Genomic DNA, 22328 nt, shown 5'->3' with positions numbered 1-22328 from the left:
GGCTACTGCGAACGCAGTAGTCGGGGGTACCACCGATCGGGGACCTGCCTGCGGCCCGTCCCCGGGACGATCGACACCAGGCCGGAACGATCCGGCACCGACCGGAGGAACCACCATGACGCTCACGAACACCGCCGCTCCCGCTGCCACCACGTACGACTACTGCACCGTCGACGTCCCGCGCGGCAAGGACGCCCTGTACGCGGACACCTACCGCAACTTCGGCTGGACGTCCGACGGCTCGGACCGGACGGGCGCGCTGCACCGTCGGCGCACCCTCGGCCTCCGCCGCGACCGTGCCGTCCGCTCCGTCGAACTGACCGAGCTCCAGCAGAACGCCGAGACCGCCCTGGCCACGATCGACGCCCTCGAACGCTCCCGCACGACCGCGGCGTCGGTGGTCGCGTACGCGCTCGGCGCGATCGGCAGCGTCCTGCTGGCCGCTTCGGTGTTCGCCATGCAGGACACCGTGGCGGTCCCCGACCTGCTCGGCGGGCTCGACCCGGTCACGGTGTTCCTCGTCGGGGCCGGTGGGCTGGTCAACTGGGCGATCGCTCCCGTGGCCTTCCAGCTCGTCCGCGCGGCGCGCACCAAGCGGATCCGTCCGGCCGTCGACCGCCAGTTCGACGTCGTCTACGGCGCGTGCGAGGCGGCCAGTCGCCGCCGGACCGCCTGAGCGCGGGCCGAGCCCGATGACGAACACCATCGCCCGGGAAGACGCTGTCCTGCACGCGCCGGTCCCCCGCCACCTGGAGACCCGGGTGTTGTACGCACCGACCGCGTTCGTGCCGCTCCACCGGCACACCCTGGAGCAGTTCGGCTGGACGGTGACCGTGCAGGGCGGACGGCTCGGCACGACGTCCCTGCTGCTCCAGCGGCTGCGCACCCGGCCAGACCCGGCACGACCGCTCCTCGAGCGTCGTGCCGAGCGGGCGCTGGCCCGGATCGCCGCCCTCGAGCAGCAGCCGGCCCGGTTGGCTGGTGTGGTCGCCACCGCGGGTTCCGCGGTCGCCGTGCTGGCGGTCGCGCTCGGCGGTCTGCTCGCCCTCGGCGGAGACCCGACGCTCGTGCCGGTCCTCGTCGGTGCCGGCGTGTGGATCGCCGCCGTGGCCGCAGCGCCCGGCATCCGGTCGTGGCGCACCGAGCGGAACCAGACCGCACTCAGCCGGGAGTACGCCGCGATCGACGCGTGCACGCACCCACCGGCCGGCCGGTGAACGCGAGCAGGATACCGCGGACGCAGTACGCGCCGCGCCCGACGATCGAGCACCCTGGACCGGTGACCCGCACCCGCACCGAACACACCGCCCTGATCGTCGTCGACCTGCAGGCCGGGACCGCGCCGTACCAGCGCACCCACCCCGTCGAGACCGTCGTGGCCAACGTCGAGACCCTCGCCCGCGCCACCCGTGGCGGCGGCGGCACGGTGGTGTTCATCCGCCACGACCCTGCCGCGACCCCGGCAGGCGCCACCCAGTACGGCGGCGGCCCCCGCCCGGCCCCGGTCGCGTACGGCTCCCTGCTGCTCGAACGGGCCGACGACGACGGCAACCTCACCCGCGGCGGGTGGAGCGCCTTCGCCGGCACTGGCCTCGACGAGCGGCTCCGCGCCGACGGCGTCACCGAGGTGGTCGTGGTCGGCCAGGCGACGACCTTCGGCGTCGAATCCACGGCTCGGGCCGCGTACGACCTGGGCTACGACGTCGTCCTCGTCGAGGACGCCACCAACGACCCGGACCCCGACGCCCACGCCGCCCGGTTCCGGTCGGTGTTCCCCGCCCTCGGCGTCGTCGTGCAGACAGCCGACCTGGCGGGGCCGGGCGCGGCCTGAGCGGCAACCGGGCGGCGGACGGGAGGCCCGTGGCGGGCCCGCCGTGTGCCTCCCGTCCGTCACGTGCACCGTTCAGGGCCGACCCTGTAGGACGGACGGAGCCGAGCGCACGCTCGCCCCGACCCGAGGAGCACCCATGGCCGCGAAGACCATCGTCATCACCGGCGCCAGCGACGGCATCGGCGTCGCCGCTGCGCGGGAGCTCGTCCGCCGCGGGAACGACGTCGTGGTGGTCGGTCGCAACCCCGCGAAGACCGAGCGGGTCGCCCGCGACCTCGGCGTCGACCACTTCGTGGCCGACTTCTCGGACCTGTCCGGCGTCCGGGGGCTCGCCGACGACCTGCTCGAACGCTGCCCCCGGATCGACGTGCTGGCAAACAACGCCGGCGGCATCTTCAGCGCGGGCCGCCAGGTCACCGTCGACGGTCACGAGCTGACGTTCCAGGTCAACTACCTGGCGCCGTTCCTGCTCACGGAGTTGCTGATGGACCGACTCATCGCGTCCGGCGGAACGGTCATCAACACCTCGAGCGTCGCGAACAAGCTCTTCGGCCGCGTCGACATCGACGACCTCGACGCCGAGCGGCACTTCCGGGCCACCAAGGCCTACGGCGACTCGAAGCTCGAACAGATCCTGTTCACCAAGGAACTCGACCGCCGGTACCGCGACCGAGGTGTGACGTCGACGGCGTTCCACCCCGGCACGATCAGCACCGGGTTCTCGAACGACAAGACCTCGCCGATGTACCTCGTGTACCACACGCCCCTGCGCCACGTGTTCCTGACGACCCCGGAGAAGGGCGCCGACACGCTCGTGTACCTGGCGGACAACACCCCCGGTCGCGACTACCCGACCGGCGAGTACTACGTGAAGCGCAAGGTGGCGGCACCGAACGCGCAGGCCGAGGACGCCGACCTGGCGCGCGAACTGTGGGACCGGAGCGTGGCGATGCTGCACGCGGTCTGACCGGGCGCGCTCCGCGTCGGCCTCCGGCGCGCTTCGCGTGGGTCTCCGGCGCGCTACGCGTCGGTCGTCGGCGCGGGGGTGACCGGCGGCTGCGCCTGCCGCAGGCCGGTGACCAGCAGCGTCACGATCGTCCGCACGTCGTAGTCGGGGTCCTGGGGGCTCCACGCGACCAGGTCGCCGACGGCGCGGAGCAGCTGGTACGGCGACACCGACGCGACCACCTCGCCGGACGCGCGAGCGTCGTCGAGCATGCGGCCCAACACCGGGACGAGCTCGTCGACGAACAGCGTGTGCAGCGCGGTGAAGCCGTCGGCGTCGCCCTCCCACACCCGCGCCAGGCCGTGCTTCGTGCCGAGGAAGTCGACGAACTGGTGCACCCAGCGCAGGATCGCGTCGAACGCGGTCGGCGCCGAGGCGAGCAGCACGGGGCCGGCCTCCGCCAGGGCCTCGATCTGGTGCCGGTAGACGGCGACGACCAGGTCCGAGCGGGTCGGGAAGTGCCGGTAGAGCGTGCCCACTCCCACGCCGGCGGCGGCAGCGACCTCGCGCACCGGCGCACCGACGCCGGACGCGGCGAAGACACCGGCCGCGGCGTCGAGGATCGTCCGCTCGTTCCGTTCGACGTCGCGGCGACGCCGGGGTGGCGCGGTGTCGTCCGACGGCGCGGTGTCGTTCGACGGCGGGCTCATCCCCCGATCATCGCATGGCCCGGCCTCGGAACGGAACGGCGATCCGTTTCGCTTGCAATCCGGAGCACTGTTCCGTATCGTTCCGGAACGTCGCTCCGTTTCGAGTGACGTCCGCTTCCGGAAGGACTCCCGATGCCAGCAACAGCACCGCACCCCCAGGTGATCAGCGTGCGCCCCGTCACCCTGCCCGCGCCGTCACGCGGCCACGACCTCGAGGTCCGCGTCACCGCGCCGATCACGGGCGCCGACCTGCCCGTGATCGTCTTCGCCCACGGCTTCGGCCAGTCGATGACCGGCGGCGACCCGCTCGTCGACCACTGGACCGCGGGCGGGTTCGTCGTCGTCCAACCCACGTTCCTCGACTCGACGCAGTACGGCCTGACGCTCGACGACCCGCGCTACCCGACGATCTGGCAGACCCGGGTCGACGACCTCGAGCGGGTCATCGACGACCTCGACGTCCTCGTCGCCGCCGTCCCCGGCCTCGCCGGACGTGTCGACCAGGCGAACCTGGCGGTCGCCGGGCACTCGTGGGGCGGCCAGTCCGTCGGCATGCTCCTCGGCGCCCGGGTGATCGGGTCGGACGGACAGCCCGGCGAGGACCGCACCGACCACCGCGTGCGCGCCGGGGTCCTGCTCTCCACCACCGGAATCGGTGGAGCCGACCTGACACCGTTCGCGCAGGAGCACTTCCCCTTCATGAGCCCGGACTTCAGCCAGCTGCGCACCCCGTCGCTCGTCGTCGCCGGCGACCACGACCAGTCCCAGCTCTCGACCCGCGGGCCGGACTGGTTCACCGACGTCTACCACCACAGCCCCGGCGCCCGGCACCTGGTGACCGTGCACGGCGGCGAGCACCTGCTCGGCGGCATCCAGGACTACGCGTCCACCGCCACGACCGACGAGAGCCCCGAGCGCGTGGACCTGGTCCGCCGCACCACCACGGCGTTCCTCCGGACCTCGCTCGGACTCGACGACGACGCGTGGTCCGCAGTGGCCGACGCCATCGCCTCTGCCGAAGCCGGCGACGCAGTCGGCCACATCGACGCCGTCGGCCACGTCGACGCCGTCGGCCACATCGACTCCAAGGAGGACCACTCGTGATCACCGACCAGCACCCGCTCCCCACCCCCTTCACCGCGTCGTCCACCGCCACCGACGTCCTCGACGGCGTCGACCTGACCGGGCGCAACGTCGTCGTCACGGGCGGTCACGGCCGCCTCGGACGCGAGGCCAGCCGCGCCCTCGCAGCCGCTGGCGCCGCCGTCACCGTCGCGTCCCGCGACACCGACCGCGCGAGCGCCGCCGTCGCCGGCATCCCCGGCGTCCGGGTCGAGCAGCTCGACCTGGCCGACCCGGCGTCGATCGACGCCTTCGCCGCACGCTGGACGGCCTCCGGACGCCCGCTCCACGCCCTGGTGAACAACGCCGCGATGCTCTTCACCCCGGACCGGCGGCTCGACGCCCGCGGCAACGAGCTGTCGTTCTCGACGTCCCACCTCGGGCACTTCCGGCTCACGCGAGCGCTCCTCCCTTCCCTGCTGGAGGCCCGTGGTGCGCGGGTCCTGAACGTCACGTCCGGCGCCGCCCGCTTCGGGCAGATCCGGTGGGACGACCCGGCGTTCGCCAGCGGCTACGACGCGTCCGCCGCCTACGGGCAGTCCAAGCGGGCGAACGTGCTGTTCACGGTCGAACTCGACCGTCGGTACGCCGACCGGGGCATCCGTTCCTTCGCCGCGCACCCCGGGGTGATCATCGGCCCCGGCCCACACGACGATTCCCGGATCGCCTCGTACCGCGAGCAGGGGCTGGTCGACGAGGACGGCGCGACGGTCATCGACCCCGAACACGGCAAGAAGACGATCGAGCAGGGGGCGGCGACCCTCGTGTTCGGTGCCGCGAGCCCGCTACTCGATGGCGTCGGCGGGGTCTACCTGAAGGACAGCGACGTCGCCGTGGTCGACGACGAGGTCCGGCCACTCACCGCGGACAGCATCCCGTCGGACGCCAACTCGGCGATGCTCGACGCCGACGACGCTCGGCGGCTGTGGGAGGTCAGTGTGCAGCTGACGGTGTGAGGGCGCCGTGCCCGCTGGTAGCTTTCGGCGGAGACGAGTCGCGACCCAGGGCGATGCAACGTACGAGGGGGAACACCATGGCCACAGATGCTCGGCGCTACGGCAGGGCGATCGAACGAGCAGACGGTCGGGACTTCCCGTTCTACGACGGGGACCCGATCCGGATCCCCGCATGGCAGTGGGTGACGATCATCGTCGCGTGCGTGGCTGGCATCACCGTGCTGAGCTTCTACCCGGCGGCGGACAACATCCAGTCGCTCGTGCCACGGTTCCTCTTCACCGCGATCATGCTCGCCGTCCTCATCGCCTTCACGAGACGACACTGGGCGCGCATCTTCCAACGCACCACCGCACGCGACTTCGGCACCATGATCGTCTTCGCGATCCTCAGCCTCATCGTGTCGTTCACGGTCGGGATCATCGTGAAGGCGGTCTTCGGCACCAACGCCAACACCGCGACCGACGGCATCCACGGCGCGGGTGAGGTCGTCGCGTTCTACGTCGGGACCGCGATCCAGCTGCTGGGCGAAGAGCTCTTCACCATCCTGCCGTTCCTGGCGGTCATGGCGTTGTGCCACCGCATCGGACTCACCCGCACCCAGGGCATCCTCATCGCCTGGCTCGCGACCGCGATCTGGTTCGGTGCAGCGCACCTGCCGACCTACGGGTGGAACTTCGCGCAGGCGTTCCTGATCATCGGCGTCGCACGACTGGTCCTCACGCTCGCGTACATCCGCACGAAGAGCATCGCGGTCAGCACCGGCGCACACATCATCAACGACTGGGTGCTCTTCACCGGCGCGATCATCGGAGCCGCCACGAGTTCCTGAGCGGGGCGGCACTGCGCACTGCGTTCGTTCGTTCGATCGATCGATCGATCGTCCACCGCTTCGTGCGGAGGGCCGGCGGGCCGGCGGGCCTCGCAACTGCATCCGGTCATCACGCCAGCAGATGTGGGCGCGCCCGTCGTACTGCGATCGCAGTGATCGGACTACCGCGACCGCGGACGACACCAAGTGGTGCGCCGCGGACGATGGAGACGTCCCACAACGAGAGCCCGGGAGGTCTTCGTGGAGATCGCGGTCGACATGACGAAATGCCAGAGCTATGCGCAGTGCTGCTTCCTCGCGCCGGGGGTGTTCCGGTTCGAGGGCGAGGAAGCACTCGCCTACAACCCCAATCCCTCCGACGCCGAACGGTTCCGGGTGCTGCAGTCCGCAGCCGCGTGCCCCGTCCAGGCGATCCGTGTCGGGGGCGCACGTCTGCCGGTACGAGCAGCCGACACCGCTGAACCGGTGCACGCTCCGCTCACCGCGGACGGACGAGTCGTCATCGTCGGTGCGTCGCTGGCTGGTCTGACTGCAGCCGAGACGCTCCGCACCTCCGGGTTCACCGGCACGATCACCGTGCTCGGTGACGAGCCGCACCTGCCCTACGACCGTCCGCCGCTGTCGAAACAGGTGCTCACGGGCGTTGCCGGCACCACCTCGACACGGTTGCCGCACGCCGCGGACCTCGATGTCGACTGGCGGCTCGGTAACACTGCCACGTCCCTCGCCACCGGAGCCAGGCAGGTACTCCTGCAGAACGGTGCGCGAGTCGACTACGACCGCCTGCTGATCGCCACCGGCCGTCGTTCCCGCCCCTGGCCCGTCACCGCCGAAGCAGCGCTGGACGGTGTCTTCGTGCTCCGCACCGCCGATGACGCGGCCGCGATCCGCGAACGACTGACGGACCGCACCACGAGGGTGCTGGTGATCGGCGGCGGCTTCACCGGCGGTGAGATCGCCTCCTCCTGCAGCAGCCTCGGCATCCCCGTCACCGTCGTCGACCGTGGGCCGGCACCCATGGCGAAACTCTTCGGGACGGCCGTCGGCGAGATGATGCGTGCGCTCCACCGCGAGCACGACGTCGATCTCCGGACCGGCACCGGCGTCACCGCCGTGCTCGGTGACGACGAGGGACGGCTCACCGCAGCGCAGCTCACCGACGGCTCAACGATCGACGTCGATGTGGCCGTCGTCGCGATCGGCGCCGTCCCGAACAACGAATGGCTCGCCGGATCCGGCGTCGCGAGTGACGACGGGGGTGTGCTCTGCGACGCTGCCCAGCACGCCCTCGGCACCGACGGGCAGCCCCTGCTCGACGTGTTCGTCGCCGGGGACATCGCCCGGCACCCGAACCCCCTTGCCGGGCCCGGCGTGTGGACGAGTGAACACTGGGGCGCCGCCGTCGGACAGGCCGAGACCGCAGCGCGGAACATGGTGCACGGTACGGACACACCCCATCGGGACGTGCCGGTGTTCTGGACGACGCAGTTCGGGCAGGTGCTCAAAGCGGCGGGAGAGCCGGCGATCGCCGACACCGCACAGGTCACACAAGGATCCCTCGAAGAGCGATCCGCTGTGGTCACGTTCGGCCGTGACGGACGTCTGGTCGCCGCGGTCGCCGTGAACCAGTCGAAGTGGTTGCCGTACTACCGGGCGCAGATCGAATCCGGAGCAGCCTTCCCCCTCGAAGACCCGACGGTCGATCCCGCCGCCGACACCAGGCTGTCAGCGGCGCGGTAGCGCTCGGCATCGCCCGCCACCGATCGACCCCACCAGGAGCAGAACACAATGACCGACACCCCGCAGACCACACCGACCACCGACGCCGCACCGACGACAGCGACCGCGTCGGCGACCTGGGAGACGTTGCTCGAGCAGGACAGCCGACCCGACCCCAACCCCCACTACGAGCAGCTCCGCACACAGCCGGTGCAGCAGCTCGACAACGGCGCCTTCCTCATCACCGGGTACGACGAGATCCTGCAGCTCGTCCACGACCCCCGCATCAGCTCCGACCCGATGGCCGCGCACCGCAAGGAGGGCACCGACGCCGGTGAGCCCGGGCTGACGTCCGCGTTCGTGATGACGGATCCGCCGGTCCACGACCGGCTCCGCCGGCAGACGATGCGCCACTTCGGACCGCCGCACGCCGCCGACTACATCGACGGGCTCCGCCAGGACATCGACGCCATCACCCATGACCTCATCGACGGGTTCGCCGGCCGCACGGAGATCGACGTCGTCGAAGCCTTCGCGTACCCGCTCCCCGTCGCGATGATCTGCGACGTGCTCGGCGTCCCCGCGGAGGACGAGCCCCGCTTCCACGAGTGGAGCCAAGCCATCATCGCGCCCCCGGAAGCGGTCGACGACGCAGACTCCGCGCTCAAGCGCGGCGAGGCCGACGACGCATCCCGCGAGATGGCGGCCTACCTCGGCGACCTCGCCGACGCCCGGAAGGGCACGCCGCACGGTGACCTGCTGTCCGGTCTCGTCAACGACCACGGCCCCGACGGGCTGATGTCGCGCGCCGAGGTCCTGAACACGTCCATCATGCTGCTCATCGGCGGGCACGAGACCACCGTCAACATGATCGCGAACGGCACACTCACCCTGCTGCGCCATCCCGAGACCATCGACCTCATCCGCGACCACCCGCACACGATCGCGCAGGTGTTCGAAGAGCTCATCCGCGTCGAACCGCCCGCCCAGGTGACACCGAAGTACATCGCCCTCGCCGACGTCACCGTTGCCGGCGTCACCATCCCCGCCGGTTCACCGGTCTGGATCGCATGGGCGGCCGCCAACCGCGACCCTCGCCACTTCGTCGACCCGGACCAGTTCGACCCGCACCGTGCTGGCAACGACCACCTCAGCTTCGGCGCCGGCATCCACGCATGCTTCGGGGCGCCGCTGGCACGACTGGAGACCCAGATCGCTCTCGCCGGCCTCTTCGAGCGCCTCATCAACCCGCAACTGGTCATCGATCCGCCGCCCTACCGCCGCAACGCACTCCTCCGCGGACCGAGCGAGCTGCGCATCACCTTCGACGGCGTACGCCCCGCGGTCGGACGCGATCGACGCGAACCACCGACATCGCCGGCGACGAAGTGATGCGAGGTCCCGTGACCGACCCGACTGAGCCCATCTGTCGTGAGCGGGTTCCGACTCCGTTGTGGAGCAGTCGTGGGTCCGGTACCGTGCGGTCATGTCCTCGGAGCTGTGGTTCGTCATCGCGAGCGTCGCCGTCGCGATCATCGCCTGGGTGGGTCACTTCTTCGGGTGGTTCACGAGCAAGCACGGCCGCGGTGTCCCGGACGGGGCCGCGTCGACGATGCAAGGTGGCCAGCTGACGCCGCCGGATGCCGGTGGTCACGGCGGGCACGGCTCCTGACACGGCACCTGGCGTCGCATCCATCCGGGGACGGCCAGCGAACTGCCGCGTCGCACGCGCCACCCCGTGGTGGGGAGCGCCACTGGTCGCGTCGTCGTCATGCGCTCAGAGGGTGCGTCAGTCGGGCACGCCGGGGAGGCCGCCGCGGTGCCACGCCACGTACCATGCCGAGAGCGGCACCAGCGAATCGACCGTGCAGTCGAGGGCTTTGATCGGTCCTTCGGTTGCCACGAGCCAATGAGCGAGCTGTGTGAGCCACCGTTGCTCCGAGCCGGCGACGAAGTCCCGCAACTGGTGCGCATCCGCGACCGAAACCTGATGTGGGAGAAGTCGTGCCACGTGCTTCCGACCGCGACATGCGATGCCGCGAAGCCGGAAAGTCACATCACCGAACCAGACGCAGGCAGCTCCGCCTCCAGGATTCGAACCCGGACCTAACGGCACCAAAGGCCGTCGTGCTGCCATTACACCAAGGCGGAACGCACCCGTGGGTGCTCGTCCATCCTCCCATGACCGACGAGGCTGGCCGTCCGCCCCAGCTTCGGCCAAGATGGAGGGATGCCGCACCAGGACGAGGTCGACCGGATCGTCGCGGCGTGGGGTCGTGAGCGCGCCGATCTCGACTTCGGGCCGCTCGAGGTGCTGTCCCGTGTCGACCGGCTCGCGCGGCACCTGGACCGCGCCCGGCGAGCAGCGTTCGACGCCGGTGACATGGAGCCGTGGGAGTTCGACGTGCTGTCCGCCTTGCGGCGTGCGGGTGAGCCGTACGAGCTGAGCCCGAAGACCCTGCTGCAGCAGACCCTGGTGTCGAGCGGCACCATGACGAACCGGGTCGACCGGCTGACGGCGCGCGGGCTCGTGGGGCGTCGGACGGACCCGAAGGACGGTCGCGGCATCCTCGTGGCGTTGACGACCAAGGGCCGGGTCGCGGTCGACGCCGCCATCGCGGACCTGCTGACGGCGGAGCGGGACATCCTGTCCGGGGTGTCCGACGCCGAGCAGGACCAGCTGGCCGGGCTGCTCCGACGACTCATCCTGGGCCTCGGCGACTGAGCCGGCCGGCCGACGAGACCCGGGGTAGCCTCCGGCCCATGCACGCGATCACCCTGGCCGTCGCCGACGTCGCGCGATCGGCGGACTTCTACCGCGCCCTGCTCGGGATCGAGGGCAGCGGCGTCATCGGCACCGAGTACGCGCCAACCGAGACCGAAACGGGCGGCACCACGGCGATGTTCACCCTGGACGACGATCTGATCGTCAGCGTCTACGGGCGGGACGACATGGCGAAGGACTCCGGTGTCGCCCTCGCCGACGGCCCCGCGGCGACGATCGGGCACTTCGTCGACACTCAGGCCGACGCCGAAGCGTTTCTCGACCGGGCCCGGATCGCCGGCGCCACGATGCTCGCCCCGCCGTACACACGCCCGTGGGGCATGTGGTCCGGCTTCTTCCAGGACCCCGACGGGCACCTGTGGGAGGTCGTCGCGAACCCCGGCGGCGGGGCCCCCGAGGACGCGAAGCCAGCGGAGTAGACCCGCTCAGACCCCGAGCATCTCCGCGACCTCGAGCCAGCGCTCCTCGAGCTGCTCGATCTCGGCCTCGTGCGCCGCGAGCTTCGCCTGCAGCTCCCCGAGCCCGGCGTAGTCCGACTGGTCGTGGGTGGCGAAGTCGTCGAGCAGCTTCTTCCGCTCCCCACCGACGCGAGCGATCTTGCGATCCAGCGCCGACATCTCCTTCTCGGCCGTCCGACGCTCCGCGCCCGACAGGCCCGAGGCGGCCGCAGCCGACGCTCCGGAACCGGCCGACGCACTGGACCCGGCCACGGCACCGGCCGAGGCGGTCCCGCCAGCGGTGTCGGGCCTCCCGGCAGACGCGGCGGCAACCGCAGAAGCGGTCCCGCCACCGGTGCCGGCCGCACGGAGCCGCATGTACTCGTCGACGCCGCCGGGCAGGTGCCGCAGGTGCCCGCCGAGCACGGCGTACTGCTGGTCGGTGACGCGCTCGAGCAGGTACCGGTCGTGGGAGACGACCAGGAGGGTGCCCGGCCAGGTGTCGAGCAGGTCCTCCATGGCGGCGAGCATGTCGGTGTCGAGGTCGTTGGTGGGCTCGTCGAGGATCAGCACGTTCGGCTCGTCGAGCAGGATGAGCATGAGCTGCAGGCGGCGCTTCTGGCCACCGGACAGGTCCTTGACCGGGGTGGAGAGCTGCTCGGCCGTGAAGCCGAGGCGCTCCAGCAGCTGCGCCGGCGTCATCTCCTTGCCGTCCGCGACGTAGCTCGTCTTCTTGCGGGCGACGACCTCGCGCACGCGGTCGTTCGCGAACTGGGCCAGGTCGGCGAGCTGCTGGTCGAGGATCGCGACCTGCACGGTCTTGCCGGTCTTCACGCGGCCGCTCGTCGGCGCGAGCGTGCCCGAGACGAGGTTGAGGAGGGTCGACTTGCCGGCGCCGTTCGGGCCGAGGATGCCGGTCCGCTCCCCCGGTGCGATGCGCCACTCGATGCGGTCGAGGATCTGGGTGCCGTCGAACGAGACGCTGACGTCGAGCAGGTCGACGACGTCCTTGCCGAGGCGGGCGGTCGCCGTCTTCGCCAGCGCGACCGTGTCGCGGATCGGCGGGACGTCGTCGATCAGGGCGTTCGCGGCGTCGATGCGGAACTTCGGCTTGCTCGTCCGGGCCGGTGCACCGCGGCGCAGCCACGCGAGCTCCTTGCGGGCCAGGTTCTGGCGGCGCTGCTCACTGGCCGCAGCCTGCCGGTCGCGCTCGACGCGCTGCAGGATGTACGCCGCGTAGCCGCCCTCGAACGGGTCGACGACGCCGTGGTGGACCTCCCACGTGTCGGTCGACACGGCGTCGAGGAACCACCGGTCGTGCGTCACGACCACCATCCCGCCCTGGTTCGACGACCAGCGGCGGTTGATGTGCTCGGCGAGCCACTGGATGCCCTCGACGTCCAGGTGGTTCGTGGGCTCGTCGAGGAACAGGACATCCCAGTCGCCGACGAGCAGCCGCGCGAGCGCCACGCGGCGGCGCTGGCCACCAGACAGCTCGTCGACGCTGACGTCCCACGGGATGTCCGACACCAGACCGCCGATGACGTCGCGGATCTTCGGGTCACCGGCCCACTCGTGCTCTTCGAGGTCGCCGACGACGGTGCTGCCGACGGTCGCGCCCTCGGGCAGGATGTCGCGCTGGTCCAGGTAGCCGACGGTCAGCCCGCGGCGGTGCGTGACGCGGCCGTCGTCGGGTTCGAGGCGCTGGGACAGCAGCGCGAGCAGGGTCGACTTGCCGTCGCCGTTGCGTCCGACCACGCCGATCCGGTCCCCCTCGTCGATGCCGAGGGTGACGTTGTCGAAGACGACCTTGGTGGGAAACTCGAGATGCAGGTTCTCGGCGCCGAGGAGATGTGCCACGCGTCAAGGGTAGGCGGCGTGGCGGGGTGGTCGGTGCGGGGCGGTGATTCGGGTCGTCCGGCTGGTCGCACGGTGCGCGGGCGCGTCGGCCTGGAGGCCCGGGGTCAGCTCGCGGGGGCCGGCTCGGCTCCGGCGCGGGGCTCGGTCTCCTGCAGGAACGCTCGCCACTGCCTCCGGTAGCGCAGCGTCACGACCAGGATCGTGACGAAGAACACCGACGCGACGATCTGGAGCAGCGAGGACGGCGCCCACTCGTGGTCGAAGACGTTCGCGGCCCAGAGCAGCACGAACCCCGGTGCGAGCACCACGGTGGACGCCGACTGCTGCAGACGGTTGCTCGCGATCGACCGGAGTTCCTCGACGTGATCAGCCGGGAACGCCGCACGATCCCGGATCATCCTGTCGATCCACTGCCGCTCGCGTCGCGGCACACCGCTGGTCGGCGTCGACCACGCCCGCGGTGCACCCTGCCGGAAGTACCACACGAACCCGATGACCCAGGCGACCAGTGCCCCGACGATCAGGACCGATCCGACGGTCGACGGCCATCCGGATCGCATCGCACCCATCAGATCGTCGATCTGTGCACCGGCGACACCACCGAGGATGGAACCGAGCACCAGGCAGAGACCGGCCCCGACGACGACCACCACGGCCCAGCGCTGCCGGTTCACCCGCACCTTCGGGCGCGGTCGTCCAGCGATGTTGTCGGCGACGAGGGACCAGGTTTCCTCGGAGACCCTGGCGTGGGTCGCGTTGTGCGCAGCCGGAACGGACACGGTCAGCTCGCGGGAGCGGTGTCGCCCTCGCCTGCGGCCTCCTTCGCGCGCTTCAGGCGAGCCTGCGCTTCCCAGTACTCGATCTCGCGCTCGAGCTCGGCGAGCTCCTGCTCCGTGCCGCTGACGCGCTTGGCGCCGTGGGCGCTCCGGGCATCACCGAGGGTGGCGTACCGGTCCTCGTGACGGGCGGGTTCGATGTAGCGGCCGTGGTTCCGCTCGCCCGGGGCCCAGTCGTGGCCGATGGCGAACCAGACGATGCTGCCGACGACGGGGACCAGGATCACGAGGATCACCCACGCGATCTTCGGCAGTCCGCGGATCTGGTCGTCGTTCTTCGTCAGGATGTCGATCAGGGCGAAGACCAGCAGGATGACGGTGATCCCGGGCAGCAAAACGCTCATGTTCGCGATTCTATGGAAAACCTGAGGGCTGTCGCCACGCCCCGAACGCGTGCCGGTGTTGCGATCCGGCCACGGTCAGCTGCGGGGCCGTACAGGGTCAACGTCCGAGCAGTGCCGAGCCGCGAGACAGCGCCGCGCGAGCACAGCGCGACGCACCGACCACACGAACTGGGCGACCGTGAACAGACTTCCGGTCAGGTAGACCGGCCAGAAGGCCGTCCCCGCGACGGCGATCGACGACCAGACGACGAGCAACCCGGCCTGCATCGGGAGTGCGGCACCGCTCGCGAGGTCGGTCGCGACGGCGTCGACCACGATCCGTCGATCAGCCGGCGCGTCCGCCTGGCCGACCGCCGCACGGGAGACCGCACGCTGCTCACGCTGCAACAGCGACGCGACGACCTGCTCACGGACGACGGTGCGTCCTGCACGGCGCCGGAACCGGACCGCTCGGATGATCTCCACCGCCAGGATGAGCACCGCGATGCTGAGTCCGACGGTCGAGAGCATCAGCCGTGCGTCGGAGTCCGGGGGCAGCGCGACGCCGACGATCACGAGCAGCGCGATCACCAGTGCCACCGCCAGTACGAACCCGCGGATGGGCAGGACACGACGGTCGCGCGGCTGCGCGAGGTACGCCTTCGCCCGGATCTCCGCGTCGGCCCACCGCCGGTCGGCAGCCGTCTGTGCGTCGGTCACCGATCTGAGTCAACCAGCTCGACCTGAGCATCCGTCACAGGGCGGCGACCCACTCGTCCGTGCCGTCGGTGAACCGCTGGTGCTTCCAGATCGGCACCCGCTCCTTCACCAGGTCGACCAGCTCCCCGCACGCTGCGAACGCCTGCGCCCGGTGCGACGACGCCACCGCTGCGGCGAGCGCGACGTCCCCGATGCCGAGCGACCCGACGCGGTGGAGTACGGCGATCCGGACGTCGGGGTGCGCGTCGGCGACGGTGCGGGCGACCTCGGCGATGACGTCGCCGGCGCTGGGGTGTCGCTCGTAGTCGAGCGCGGTGACGCCCTTGCCGCCGTCGTGGTCGCGGACGACGCCGGCGAAGGTGACGACGGCGCCGTCCTGGTCGGTGGCGACGACGGCGGAGACCTCGTCGACGGTGATCCCCCGGTCGACGACGTCGGCGAGGATGACGCGCGCATCCGGTGCCGGGGACGGGGCCGGGGACGGGGCCGGCGCCGCCGTCATGACGCACTCCGCGGCGCATGGCCCTCGCCGTGCACCTGCGCGAGCACGTGCTCGACCAGCCCGTCGAGCACGGCCAGTCCGTCCGCCACCCCGCCGCGGGACCCGGGAAGGGTGACGATCAGGGATCCGCCGGTGCTGATTCCGGCGATGCCGCGGCTCAGCAGTGCGGTCGGCCCGGCCCCAGCGAGCCCGCGACGACGGACCTCTTCGAGGACACCGGGCAGCTCCAGGTCGATGAGGGGCGCGACGGCCTCGGGCGTCCGGTCGGTCGGGGTGACGCCGGTGCCCCCGGTCGTGATGACGATCCGGGCCCCGGCGAGCAGTTCGGCGGTCACGGTCTCGGTGATGGCCCCGCCGTCGGGGACGATCACGGGCTCGGCGACGGTGAAGTCCCGCTCGCGCAGCCACCCCGCGATGACGGGCCCGGTGCGGTCGAGTGCCGGATCGACGGCAGCCTGCGTGGACACCACCACGACGGCGGCACGGCCCCTGGTCGGCTGCGAGGTCATCGGTTGCTCCAGTCTCCGGACCGACCGCCGTGCTTCTCGAGCACACGGACGTCCGTGATCGAGGCCGCCCGGTCGACGGCCTTCACCATGTCGTACACGGTCAGCGCGGCGACGCTCGCGCCGGTCAGCGCTTCCATCTCGACGCCGGTGCGCGAGGTGGTGCGGACCGAGACCTCGATCAGCACGCGGTCGTCGGCGCCGGTGATGTCGACCTGCACCCCGGCGATGGGGAGCGGGTGGCAGAGCGGGATGAGGTCGGAGGTCTTCTTCACGGCCATGATCGCAGCGATGCGGGCAGTGCCGATGACCTCGCCCTTCGGCAGGGAGCCGTCGAGGATGCGCGCGACGACGTCGGGCCGGGTGACGAGTGTGGCGGTGGCGGTCGCCGAGCGGTCGGTGACGTCCTTCGCGGACACGTCGACCATGTGCGCGGACCCGTCGGCGCGCACGTGCGACAGCTCGGCCGCGTCGGACGGATCGACCTGCTCGGACGGACCCGACTGATCGGACGTGGCGGCGGGTTCGGTCATCGGAGACTCCAGACGGTCAGGACGTCACCGGGTTCGACGGCGTCGACCCCCACCGGGACGTGGACGAGGTGCGTGGCGGCGGCGTAGTGCGCGAGCAGGTGGGAACTCGGTCCGCCCACGAAGTGGACGACCCCGTCGTCCACACGGCCACGCCGCACCTGGTGCTTGCCACCCGGTGACCGCGCAGCCGTGGCCGCGGGCAGGTGCAGCACGGGGCGGTCGGCCGGCAGCCCGACGAGGGGCGCGAGCAGCGGGCGGAGGAAGACCTCGAACGAGACGAGCGCGGAGACGGGGTTGCCGGGGAACGACACGACGGGTACCGGCCGGCCGGCGAGCACCACACTGCCGAACGCCTGCGGCCCGCCGGGCTGCATCGCGACCGGGGTCACGGCGAGCCCGCGGGCTTCGAGTGCCTGCCGCACGACCTCGTACGCGCCCGCACTGATCCCCCCGGTGGTGAGCACGAGGTCGGCCCACTCCCCCACGGCGTCGTCGAGCACGGTGACGAACGCGTCGACGTCGTCGGGGACCCGGACCGTGCGGGACTCCGCGCCGACCTCGGCGAGCGCCGCCCGCAGCGCGATGCCGTTCGCGTCACCGATCATCGCCGCGTCGGTGTCGGCGCCCTGCAGCTCGGACCCGGTCGAGACCACGAGGACCCGCAGTGGTCGACGAACCTGCACGGTGGACACCCCGGCGGAGGCGAGCGCGCCCAGCAGGGCGGGGGTGATCGGCGCGCCGGTCGGAGCGATGGACGCACCGAGGGCCAGGTCACTGCCGGTCGCTCGCACGAAGGTGCCCGGCACGAGGTCGGCGGGCACCGTGACGTACCCCAGGTCGAGCGCGGCCGGGAAGGACCCCGGCGACGTGGCCTCCACCGGGAAGACGGCATCGGCGCCGTCCGGGATCCGCGCGCCCGTCATGATCGGTGCGGCGGTGCCGGAGCCGAGCGGTGCGGGGACGACCCCGGCGGGGATGGGCGCGACGACCCGGACGTCCTGCCCGGCATCGGCCACCCGGACCGCGAAGCCGTCCATCTGGCTGTTGTCGAAGGGCGGCAACGGGACCGGAGCGGCGACGGGCGCAGCGAGCACGCGGTGCCCGTGACCGGCACGGCCGTCGACGGCCAGGTCGTCGATCCGCCACGATGCAGCCCCGAGGCCCGCCAGGACCGGCGCGAGCAGCGCCGCCAGGTCGTCGCGGTGCTGACCGATCGTTCGCACAGGTGCCTCCGAACAGGGATGGTGTCGCCGCTCCCGGTTCGTCCGGGGCCGGCGTCAGTAGCGTATCCAGCGCGCAGACCGCGCCGACGACCTTTCGGAGGACCTGTGGAGAACGACGAAGCCGTGACGATCGGTGTCATCGGGGGCTCCGGCCTCTACCAGCTGTTCGAGGAGGGGACCGCCGAGGAGCTGGACGTGCCGACACCGTTCGGCCCGACGTCGAGCCCGATCAGCATCGGCACGATGTCCGGCCGTCGGGTCGCGTTCCTCACCCGGCACGGTCGTGAGCACTCCGTCGCCCCGCACCGCATCAACCACCGCGCGAACGTCTGGGCGCTCCGCTCCCTGGGCGTCCGGGCGATCGTGTCCTCGAGCGCCGTCGGTGGCCTGCACCCCGACTACGCCCCGGGCACCTTCGTCGTGACCGACCAGCTCATCGACCGCACCTTCGGCCGCGCGGACACGTTCTTCGAGGACGACGTCCAGCACCTGTCGTTCGCCGACCCGTTCGACCCGACGCTGCGCCGTGCCGCGGTCGACGCGATCGCTGCCCTCGACGTGCCGTTCCGTCCGACCGGCACGTGCGTCGTCATCCAGGGCCCCCGGTTCTCGACGCGCGCCGAGTCCGTCTGGCTGCGCGAGGCCGGTGGCCACACCATCAACATGACGATGACGCCCGAGGTCCCGCTCGCCGCCGAGCTCGGCATCGCGACCGTCAACCTGTCGTTCGTCACCGACGCCGACGCCGGCCTGGCCCCGACCGAGGACGAAGCCGCCGCAGCGGCCGCCCACGCGGCGACGGCGGACGCAGTTGCCACCGCGGACGCGGCCGACGACGCCGGCGCACCCGTCACCCACGCCCTCGTGATGGAGCGTCTCGCCCGCGCCAACGAGGTGATCGTCCGCGCCATCGGCGAGATCGTCGGAGCGATCCCCGCCGACTTCACGCCGCGCGAACTCGTCCCGGCGAGCGCCAGCGCCAGCATCATGCAGACCCAGCCCGCCGCCGCCAGCACGGGCCCCACCGTCGCCACGGACCCCACCGCATGACCCGCCTGCTCGTCACCGGCGGCGCCGGCTTCATCGGCTCCGCGATCGTCCGCCGCGCGCTGGCCGACGGACACGAGGTCCGCGTCCTCGACTCCCTCCGCGACGACGTCCACGGCGACCCCGGCGAGGTCGTGCGGGCCCACCAGCAGCAGGGCATCGAGTTCGTGCACGGCGACGTCCGCGACCGGGTCTCGCTCGACGCCGCGCTCGACGGCGTCGACGTCGTCTGCCACCAGGCCGCCAAGGTCGGCCTCGGCGTCGACTTCCAGGACGCCCCCGACTACGTCTCGTCGAACGACGCCGGCACCGCCCACGTCCTCGCCGGCATGGACCGGCACGACATCGGCCGACTCGTCGTCGCGAGCTCGATGGTCGTCTACGGCGAGGGCGCGTACACGACGTCCGACGGCGAACCCGTCCGGCCGCCGGCCCGCCGCCGCGAGGACCTCGACGCCGGTCGCTTCGACCCGATCGGCCCGGACGGTCACCCCCTGCTGCCCGGTCTGATCGACGAGTCCGCCGCGCTCGACCCCCGCAACGTGTACGCGCAGACGAAGGTCGCGCAGGAGCACCTGGCCTCGAGCTGGGCGCGTGCGACGGGTGGCCGGGCGATCGCGCTCCGTTACCACAACGTCTACGGACCCGGCATGCCCGCGAACACCCCCTATGCCGGTGTCGCGTCACTGTTCCGCTCAGCGCTGGCCCGGGGCGAGGCTCCCCGCGTCTTCGAGGACGGCGCCCAGCGCCGTGACTTCGTGCACGTCGACGACGTCGCCGGCGCGAACGCCGCCTCGATCGCCGCGACCGCTGACCTGCCCGTCGACTCGTTCCACGCGTACAACGTCGGGTCCGGCGTCGTGCACACGATCGGCGACATGGCCGCGGCGATCGCCGGACCCGACGGGCCCCAACCGGTCGTCACGGGCGAGTACCGCCTGGGCGACGTCCGCCACGTCACGGCAAGCTCGGACCGCATCGCCGCCGAGCTCGGCTGGCACGCCGAGGTCGACTTCGTGGCCGGCATGCGCGAATTCGCGACCGCTCCCCTCCGGAGCGCCGTCCAGTAGCCCCACTTCGTGAGCAGGAATGGTCGGGTCACCGGACGCGACCCGACCATTCCTGCTCACCAAGCGCGCGCACCGCGCCCAGCGCGACCACGCGCCGGTCCGGACCCGACCAGAACGCCCGCCACGGGCCTCCCGTCCGCTTGTCCCCCGTTCTGGGGACCCCGCCCGGAAACAGCGCGCTGACTGACCAGCGGGTACACCTTTCCTGTACCCCGGCGCGCGTCGTCGTGTTACGTCGAGTGCATGACAGGACAGACCCGTCGATCTGACGACCGGCACCGAATGACGGACATGAGTGTCGACGTCATCCTCCCGTGCCTCGACGAGGCCGATGCCCTGCCGAAGGTGATCGCTCGCCTGCCGGAGGGCTACCGCGCGATCGTGGTGGACAACGGCTCGACCGACGGTTCCGCAGACGTCGCCCGCGCCCACGGCGCCCTCGTCGTCACGGAACCGGTGAAGGGCTTCGGCTCCGCCTGCGCCGCGGGCGTCGCGGCCGCAACCGCCGACTTCGTCGCCTTCTGCGACGCCGACGCCTCGATGGACCCCGCCGAGCTGCCGCCACTGGTCGATCGCGTCGCGAGCGGCCGCGTCGACCTGGCGCTCGGACGACGTGTCCCGACGAGCAAGGGCGCCTGGGCGCCGCACGCCCGGTTCGCGAACCGCGTGCTCGCCGTCCTCATGCACCGTGCGACCGGCTACCGCCTGCGCGACCTCGGCCCGATGCGCGTCATGCGCCGCGAGGACCTCGTCGCCCTGGACCTGCAGGACCGCCGCAGCGGCTACCCGCTCGAGATGGTCCTGGCCGCGCACGCGGCCGGCTGGCGCGTCGACGAGTCCGACATCGGCTACGCGCAGCGCATCGGCGACAGCAAGGTGACCGGCACGCTCCGCGGCACGGTCAACGCGGTCCGCGACATGACCCGCCTGCTGCGCGCGTACCGCCGGGAGGCCCGTGTCCGGGTCGTCGCACCGGCGTCCGCCCAGCACGTGGCCGGCTCCACCGCCGCGGCCGGTTCCGCGGCACGGCCCGACTCCGCACCCGTCACCGCCTCGGTCGAGGGGACGCGCGCATGACCGCCGGCATCACCGTGGCCGTGGTCGCGAAGGAGTGCCTTCCCGGCAAGGTGAAGACCCGGCTGACCCCGGCGCTCTCCCCCGAGGGTGCCGCCCGTGTGGCGTCCGCGAGCCTCGCCGACACCCTGTCGACCGTCCGCGCCCTGCCCGCCGAGCGCCGCGTGCTGTTCTTCGACGGCGACGTCGTCCCGGAGTCGGCCGACGGCTTCGACGTCCTCCACCAGCCGGGCGGCGGGCTGGACGAGCGCCTCGGGTTCCTGTTCGACGCGATCGACGGCCCGTTGCTGCTCGTCGGGATGGACACCCCCCAGGTGTCCACCGACGCGCTCGCCCCGGTGTTCGACCAGCCGCAGCGCGACGCGTGGTTCGGCCCCGCCGAGGACGGCGGCTTCTGGTCGCTGTACGTGCAGGCACCGACCGGCGACCTGCTCCGCGGCGTCCCGATGTCGCAGGACGACACCGGCGCCGTCCAGCTCGCACGCCTGACCGACGCCGGCCTCGACGTCGGGATCCTCGGCGAACTGCTCGACGTCGACACCATGCCCGACGCCGAACGCGTCGCCGAACTCGCGCCGGACTCCGGCTTCACCCAGGCACTCCGTGCCGAGACCGCGGGGAGTCTCCGATGACCATGCACGCACCTGTCTCCTTCGGCGCCGGCGGCGGCGAGCCGTACGCCCGGGCACTGCGCTCGGACGGACGGCTCCGGCTGACCGACCAGGACCGTCCCGACGTCGTCACGACGATGGACGTCGGCCGGTGGAGCGCCGCGGCCGACCGGGTCGACCGCTCGCTGCTCGACGACGCCGACGGCCCCGTGATCGACATCGGCTGCGGCCCCGGGCGGATGCTCGTCGCCGCGCGCAACCGCGGCATCCCCGCACTCGGCGTGGACGTCTCCGCCGAGGCCGTGGCGATCGCCCAGCGGTCCGGTGGCACCGCGATCCAGGGATCGGTGTTCGACGCGGTCCCCGACGAGGGCCACTGGGACACCGCCCTGGTCATCGACGGCAACATCGGCATCGGTGGCGACCCCGCCGCCCTGCTCGAGCGCTGCGGCGAGATCGTCCGCGCCGGTGGCCGGGTGATCGTCGAGACGAACCCCGACCCGCTGGCCGACCGGGTGTACACCGCACGAGTGATGGACGCCGACGGCCACGAGAGCGCCGGGTTCCCCTGGGCCGAGGTCGGACTCGACGCGCTGCACCGGCACGCGGCGGACGCGAGCCTCGTGGCGCGGCAGAGCTGGACGGTCGCGGGCCGGAGCTTCTGCGAGCTCATGGCCTGATCACGCA

26 protein-coding genes, 1 tRNA gene and 1 pseudogene are annotated in these 22328 nt (G+C 71.9%); 17 read left to right on the top strand and 11 right to left on the bottom strand.

The window, feature by feature from the left end:
* The first annotated feature begins 115 nt into the window (after window positions 1-115).
* From DEJ14_RS03710 to DEJ14_RS03695, 4 genes are all read left to right on the top strand, one after another.
* Window positions 116-676: a hypothetical protein gene (locus tag DEJ14_RS03710; RefSeq protein WP_111085491.1), complete on the top strand. Its 561-nt coding sequence runs from the start codon at window positions 116-118 to the stop codon at window positions 674-676.
* A 16-nt stretch (window positions 677-692) separates the two neighbouring features.
* Window positions 693-1217, top strand: coding sequence for a hypothetical protein (locus tag DEJ14_RS03705; protein WP_111085492.1), 525 nt, complete (start codon window positions 693-695; stop codon window positions 1215-1217).
* A gap of 62 nt (window positions 1218-1279) precedes the next feature.
* Window positions 1280-1831, top strand: coding sequence for a cysteine hydrolase family protein (locus tag DEJ14_RS03700; protein WP_111085600.1), 552 nt, complete (start codon window positions 1280-1282; stop codon window positions 1829-1831).
* 136 nt (window positions 1832-1967) lie between these two features.
* Window positions 1968-2798 (top strand): SDR family NAD(P)-dependent oxidoreductase, encoded by an 831-nt coding sequence (locus tag DEJ14_RS03695; RefSeq protein ID WP_111085493.1) that lies wholly within the window; start codon window positions 1968-1970, stop codon window positions 2796-2798.
* 53 nt (window positions 2799-2851) lie between these two features.
* Here DEJ14_RS03695 and DEJ14_RS03690 read toward each other — a convergent pair whose 3' ends face one another.
* Complete coding sequence (locus DEJ14_RS03690; protein ID WP_111085494.1) at window positions 2852-3487, bottom strand: TetR/AcrR family transcriptional regulator; 636 nt, start codon at window positions 3485-3487, stop codon at window positions 2852-2854.
* A 132-nt stretch (window positions 3488-3619) separates the two neighbouring features.
* Here DEJ14_RS03690 and DEJ14_RS03685 point away from each other — a divergent pair, with 132 nt between their 5' ends.
* The 6 genes from DEJ14_RS03685 to DEJ14_RS03660 all read left to right on the top strand — a co-directional run bounded on the left by DEJ14_RS03685 (window position 3620) and on the right by DEJ14_RS03660 (window position 9786).
* Window positions 3620-4591, top strand: a complete 972-nt coding sequence (locus DEJ14_RS03685; RefSeq protein WP_111085495.1) for an alpha/beta hydrolase family protein — start codon at window positions 3620-3622, stop codon at window positions 4589-4591.
* On the top strand, window positions 4588-5565 hold the full coding sequence (locus DEJ14_RS03680) for an SDR family NAD(P)-dependent oxidoreductase (protein ID WP_111085496.1): 978 nt from the start codon (window positions 4588-4590) through the stop codon (window positions 5563-5565). The genes DEJ14_RS03685 and DEJ14_RS03680 overlap by 4 nt, the downstream gene beginning before the upstream one ends.
* A gap of 77 nt (window positions 5566-5642) precedes the next feature.
* On the top strand, window positions 5643-6395 hold the full coding sequence (locus DEJ14_RS03675) for a CPBP family intramembrane glutamic endopeptidase (RefSeq protein WP_220036425.1): 753 nt from the start codon (window positions 5643-5645) through the stop codon (window positions 6393-6395).
* 240 nt (window positions 6396-6635) lie between these two features.
* Window positions 6636-8135, top strand: a complete 1500-nt coding sequence (locus DEJ14_RS03670) for an FAD-dependent oxidoreductase (protein ID WP_111085498.1) — start codon at window positions 6636-6638, stop codon at window positions 8133-8135.
* A 48-nt stretch (window positions 8136-8183) separates the two neighbouring features.
* On the top strand, window positions 8184-9506 hold the full coding sequence (locus DEJ14_RS03665) for a cytochrome P450 (RefSeq protein WP_111085499.1): 1323 nt from the start codon (window positions 8184-8186) through the stop codon (window positions 9504-9506).
* Window positions 9507-9600: 94 nt separating this feature from the next.
* Window positions 9601-9786 (top strand): hypothetical protein, encoded by a 186-nt coding sequence (locus DEJ14_RS03660; protein WP_146249760.1) that lies wholly within the window; start codon window positions 9601-9603, stop codon window positions 9784-9786.
* Between the two features lie 407 nt (window positions 9787-10193).
* Here DEJ14_RS03660 and DEJ14_RS03655 read toward each other — a convergent pair.
* Window positions 10194-10265 (bottom strand) — tRNA-Gln (locus tag DEJ14_RS03655).
* 79 nt (window positions 10266-10344) lie between these two features.
* Here DEJ14_RS03655 and DEJ14_RS03650 point away from each other — a divergent pair.
* Both DEJ14_RS03650 and DEJ14_RS03645 read left to right on the top strand, forming a co-directional pair.
* On the top strand, window positions 10345-10839 hold the full coding sequence (locus DEJ14_RS03650; RefSeq protein ID WP_111085501.1) for a MarR family winged helix-turn-helix transcriptional regulator: 495 nt from the start codon (window positions 10345-10347) through the stop codon (window positions 10837-10839).
* A gap of 38 nt (window positions 10840-10877) precedes the next feature.
* Window positions 10878-11318, top strand: coding sequence for a VOC family protein (locus tag DEJ14_RS03645; protein ID WP_111085502.1), 441 nt, complete (start codon window positions 10878-10880; stop codon window positions 11316-11318).
* 6 nt (window positions 11319-11324) lie between these two features.
* Here DEJ14_RS03645 and DEJ14_RS03640 read toward each other — a convergent pair whose 3' ends face one another.
* The 9 genes and pseudogenes from DEJ14_RS03640 to DEJ14_RS03605 all read right to left on the bottom strand — a co-directional run bounded on the left by DEJ14_RS03640 (window position 11325) and on the right by DEJ14_RS03605 (window position 17839).
* Complete coding sequence (locus DEJ14_RS03640; RefSeq protein ID WP_502868840.1) at window positions 11325-12671, bottom strand: ABC-F family ATP-binding cassette domain-containing protein; 1347 nt, start codon at window positions 12669-12671, stop codon at window positions 11325-11327.
* Between the two features lie 56 nt (window positions 12672-12727).
* Window positions 12728-13094, bottom strand: a pseudogene (locus DEJ14_RS19480) (ATP-binding cassette domain-containing protein); the annotation flags it as partial.
* Window positions 13095-13300: 206 nt separating this feature from the next.
* Window positions 13301-13975, bottom strand: a complete 675-nt coding sequence (locus DEJ14_RS03635) for a hypothetical protein (protein ID WP_111085504.1) — start codon at window positions 13973-13975, stop codon at window positions 13301-13303.
* Window positions 13976-13977: 2 nt separating this feature from the next.
* Window positions 13978-14376 carry a PLDc N-terminal domain-containing protein gene (locus DEJ14_RS03630; protein WP_111085505.1) on the bottom strand — a complete coding sequence of 133 codons (399 nt, stop codon included), beginning with the start codon at window positions 14374-14376 and terminating at the stop codon, window positions 13978-13980.
* Between the two features lie 75 nt (window positions 14377-14451).
* Window positions 14452-15075 (bottom strand): hypothetical protein, encoded by a 624-nt coding sequence (locus DEJ14_RS03625; protein ID WP_111085506.1) that lies wholly within the window; start codon window positions 15073-15075, stop codon window positions 14452-14454.
* Between the two features lie 34 nt (window positions 15076-15109).
* Entirely contained in the window at window positions 15110-15577 is a 468-nt protein-coding gene (locus DEJ14_RS03620) for a molybdenum cofactor biosynthesis protein MoaE (protein WP_111085507.1), read from the bottom strand.
* Complete coding sequence (locus DEJ14_RS03615) at window positions 15574-16086, bottom strand: molybdopterin-binding protein (protein WP_111085508.1); 513 nt, start codon at window positions 16084-16086, stop codon at window positions 15574-15576. Before DEJ14_RS03615 ends, DEJ14_RS03620 begins: the two co-directional genes overlap by 4 nt.
* Entirely contained in the window at window positions 16083-16616 is a 534-nt protein-coding gene (gene moaC / locus DEJ14_RS03610; protein WP_502868795.1) for a cyclic pyranopterin monophosphate synthase MoaC, read from the bottom strand. Before moaC ends, DEJ14_RS03615 begins: the two co-directional genes overlap by 4 nt.
* Window positions 16613-17839 (bottom strand): molybdopterin molybdotransferase MoeA, encoded by a 1227-nt coding sequence (locus DEJ14_RS03605; protein WP_111085509.1) that lies wholly within the window; start codon window positions 17837-17839, stop codon window positions 16613-16615. The genes moaC and DEJ14_RS03605 overlap by 4 nt, the downstream gene beginning before the upstream one ends.
* 105 nt (window positions 17840-17944) lie before the next feature.
* Here DEJ14_RS03605 and DEJ14_RS03600 point away from each other — a divergent pair, with 105 nt between their 5' ends.
* From DEJ14_RS03600 to DEJ14_RS03580, 5 genes are all read left to right on the top strand, one after another.
* On the top strand, window positions 17945-18889 hold the full coding sequence (locus DEJ14_RS03600) for an MTAP family purine nucleoside phosphorylase (protein ID WP_111085510.1): 945 nt from the start codon (window positions 17945-17947) through the stop codon (window positions 18887-18889).
* Window positions 18886-19956 carry an NAD-dependent epimerase/dehydratase family protein gene (locus DEJ14_RS03595; protein ID WP_111085511.1) on the top strand — a complete coding sequence of 357 codons (1071 nt, stop codon included), beginning with the start codon at window positions 18886-18888 and terminating at the stop codon, window positions 19954-19956. Before DEJ14_RS03600 ends, DEJ14_RS03595 begins: the two co-directional genes overlap by 4 nt.
* Window positions 19957-20247: 291 nt before the next feature.
* On the top strand, window positions 20248-21033 hold the full coding sequence (locus DEJ14_RS03590) for a glycosyltransferase family 2 protein (protein ID WP_349775265.1): 786 nt from the start codon (window positions 20248-20250) through the stop codon (window positions 21031-21033).
* Complete coding sequence (locus DEJ14_RS03585) at window positions 21030-21662, top strand: TIGR04282 family arsenosugar biosynthesis glycosyltransferase (RefSeq protein ID WP_111085512.1); 633 nt, start codon at window positions 21030-21032, stop codon at window positions 21660-21662. Before DEJ14_RS03590 ends, DEJ14_RS03585 begins: the two co-directional genes overlap by 4 nt.
* The gene (locus DEJ14_RS03580) at window positions 21659-22321 is read left to right on the top strand and encodes a class I SAM-dependent methyltransferase (protein WP_111085513.1); all 663 of its coding nucleotides are present in this window, start codon (window positions 21659-21661) and stop codon (window positions 22319-22321) included. The genes DEJ14_RS03585 and DEJ14_RS03580 overlap by 4 nt, the downstream gene beginning before the upstream one ends.
* The last annotated feature ends 7 nt before the right edge of the window (window positions 22322-22328 follow it).

The sequence above is a fragment of the Curtobacterium sp. MCJR17_020 genome (assembly GCF_003234365.2).
Lineage (GTDB): Bacteria > Actinomycetota > Actinomycetes > Actinomycetales > Microbacteriaceae > Curtobacterium.
This window is presented reverse-complemented; position numbering and strand designations above follow the sequence as displayed.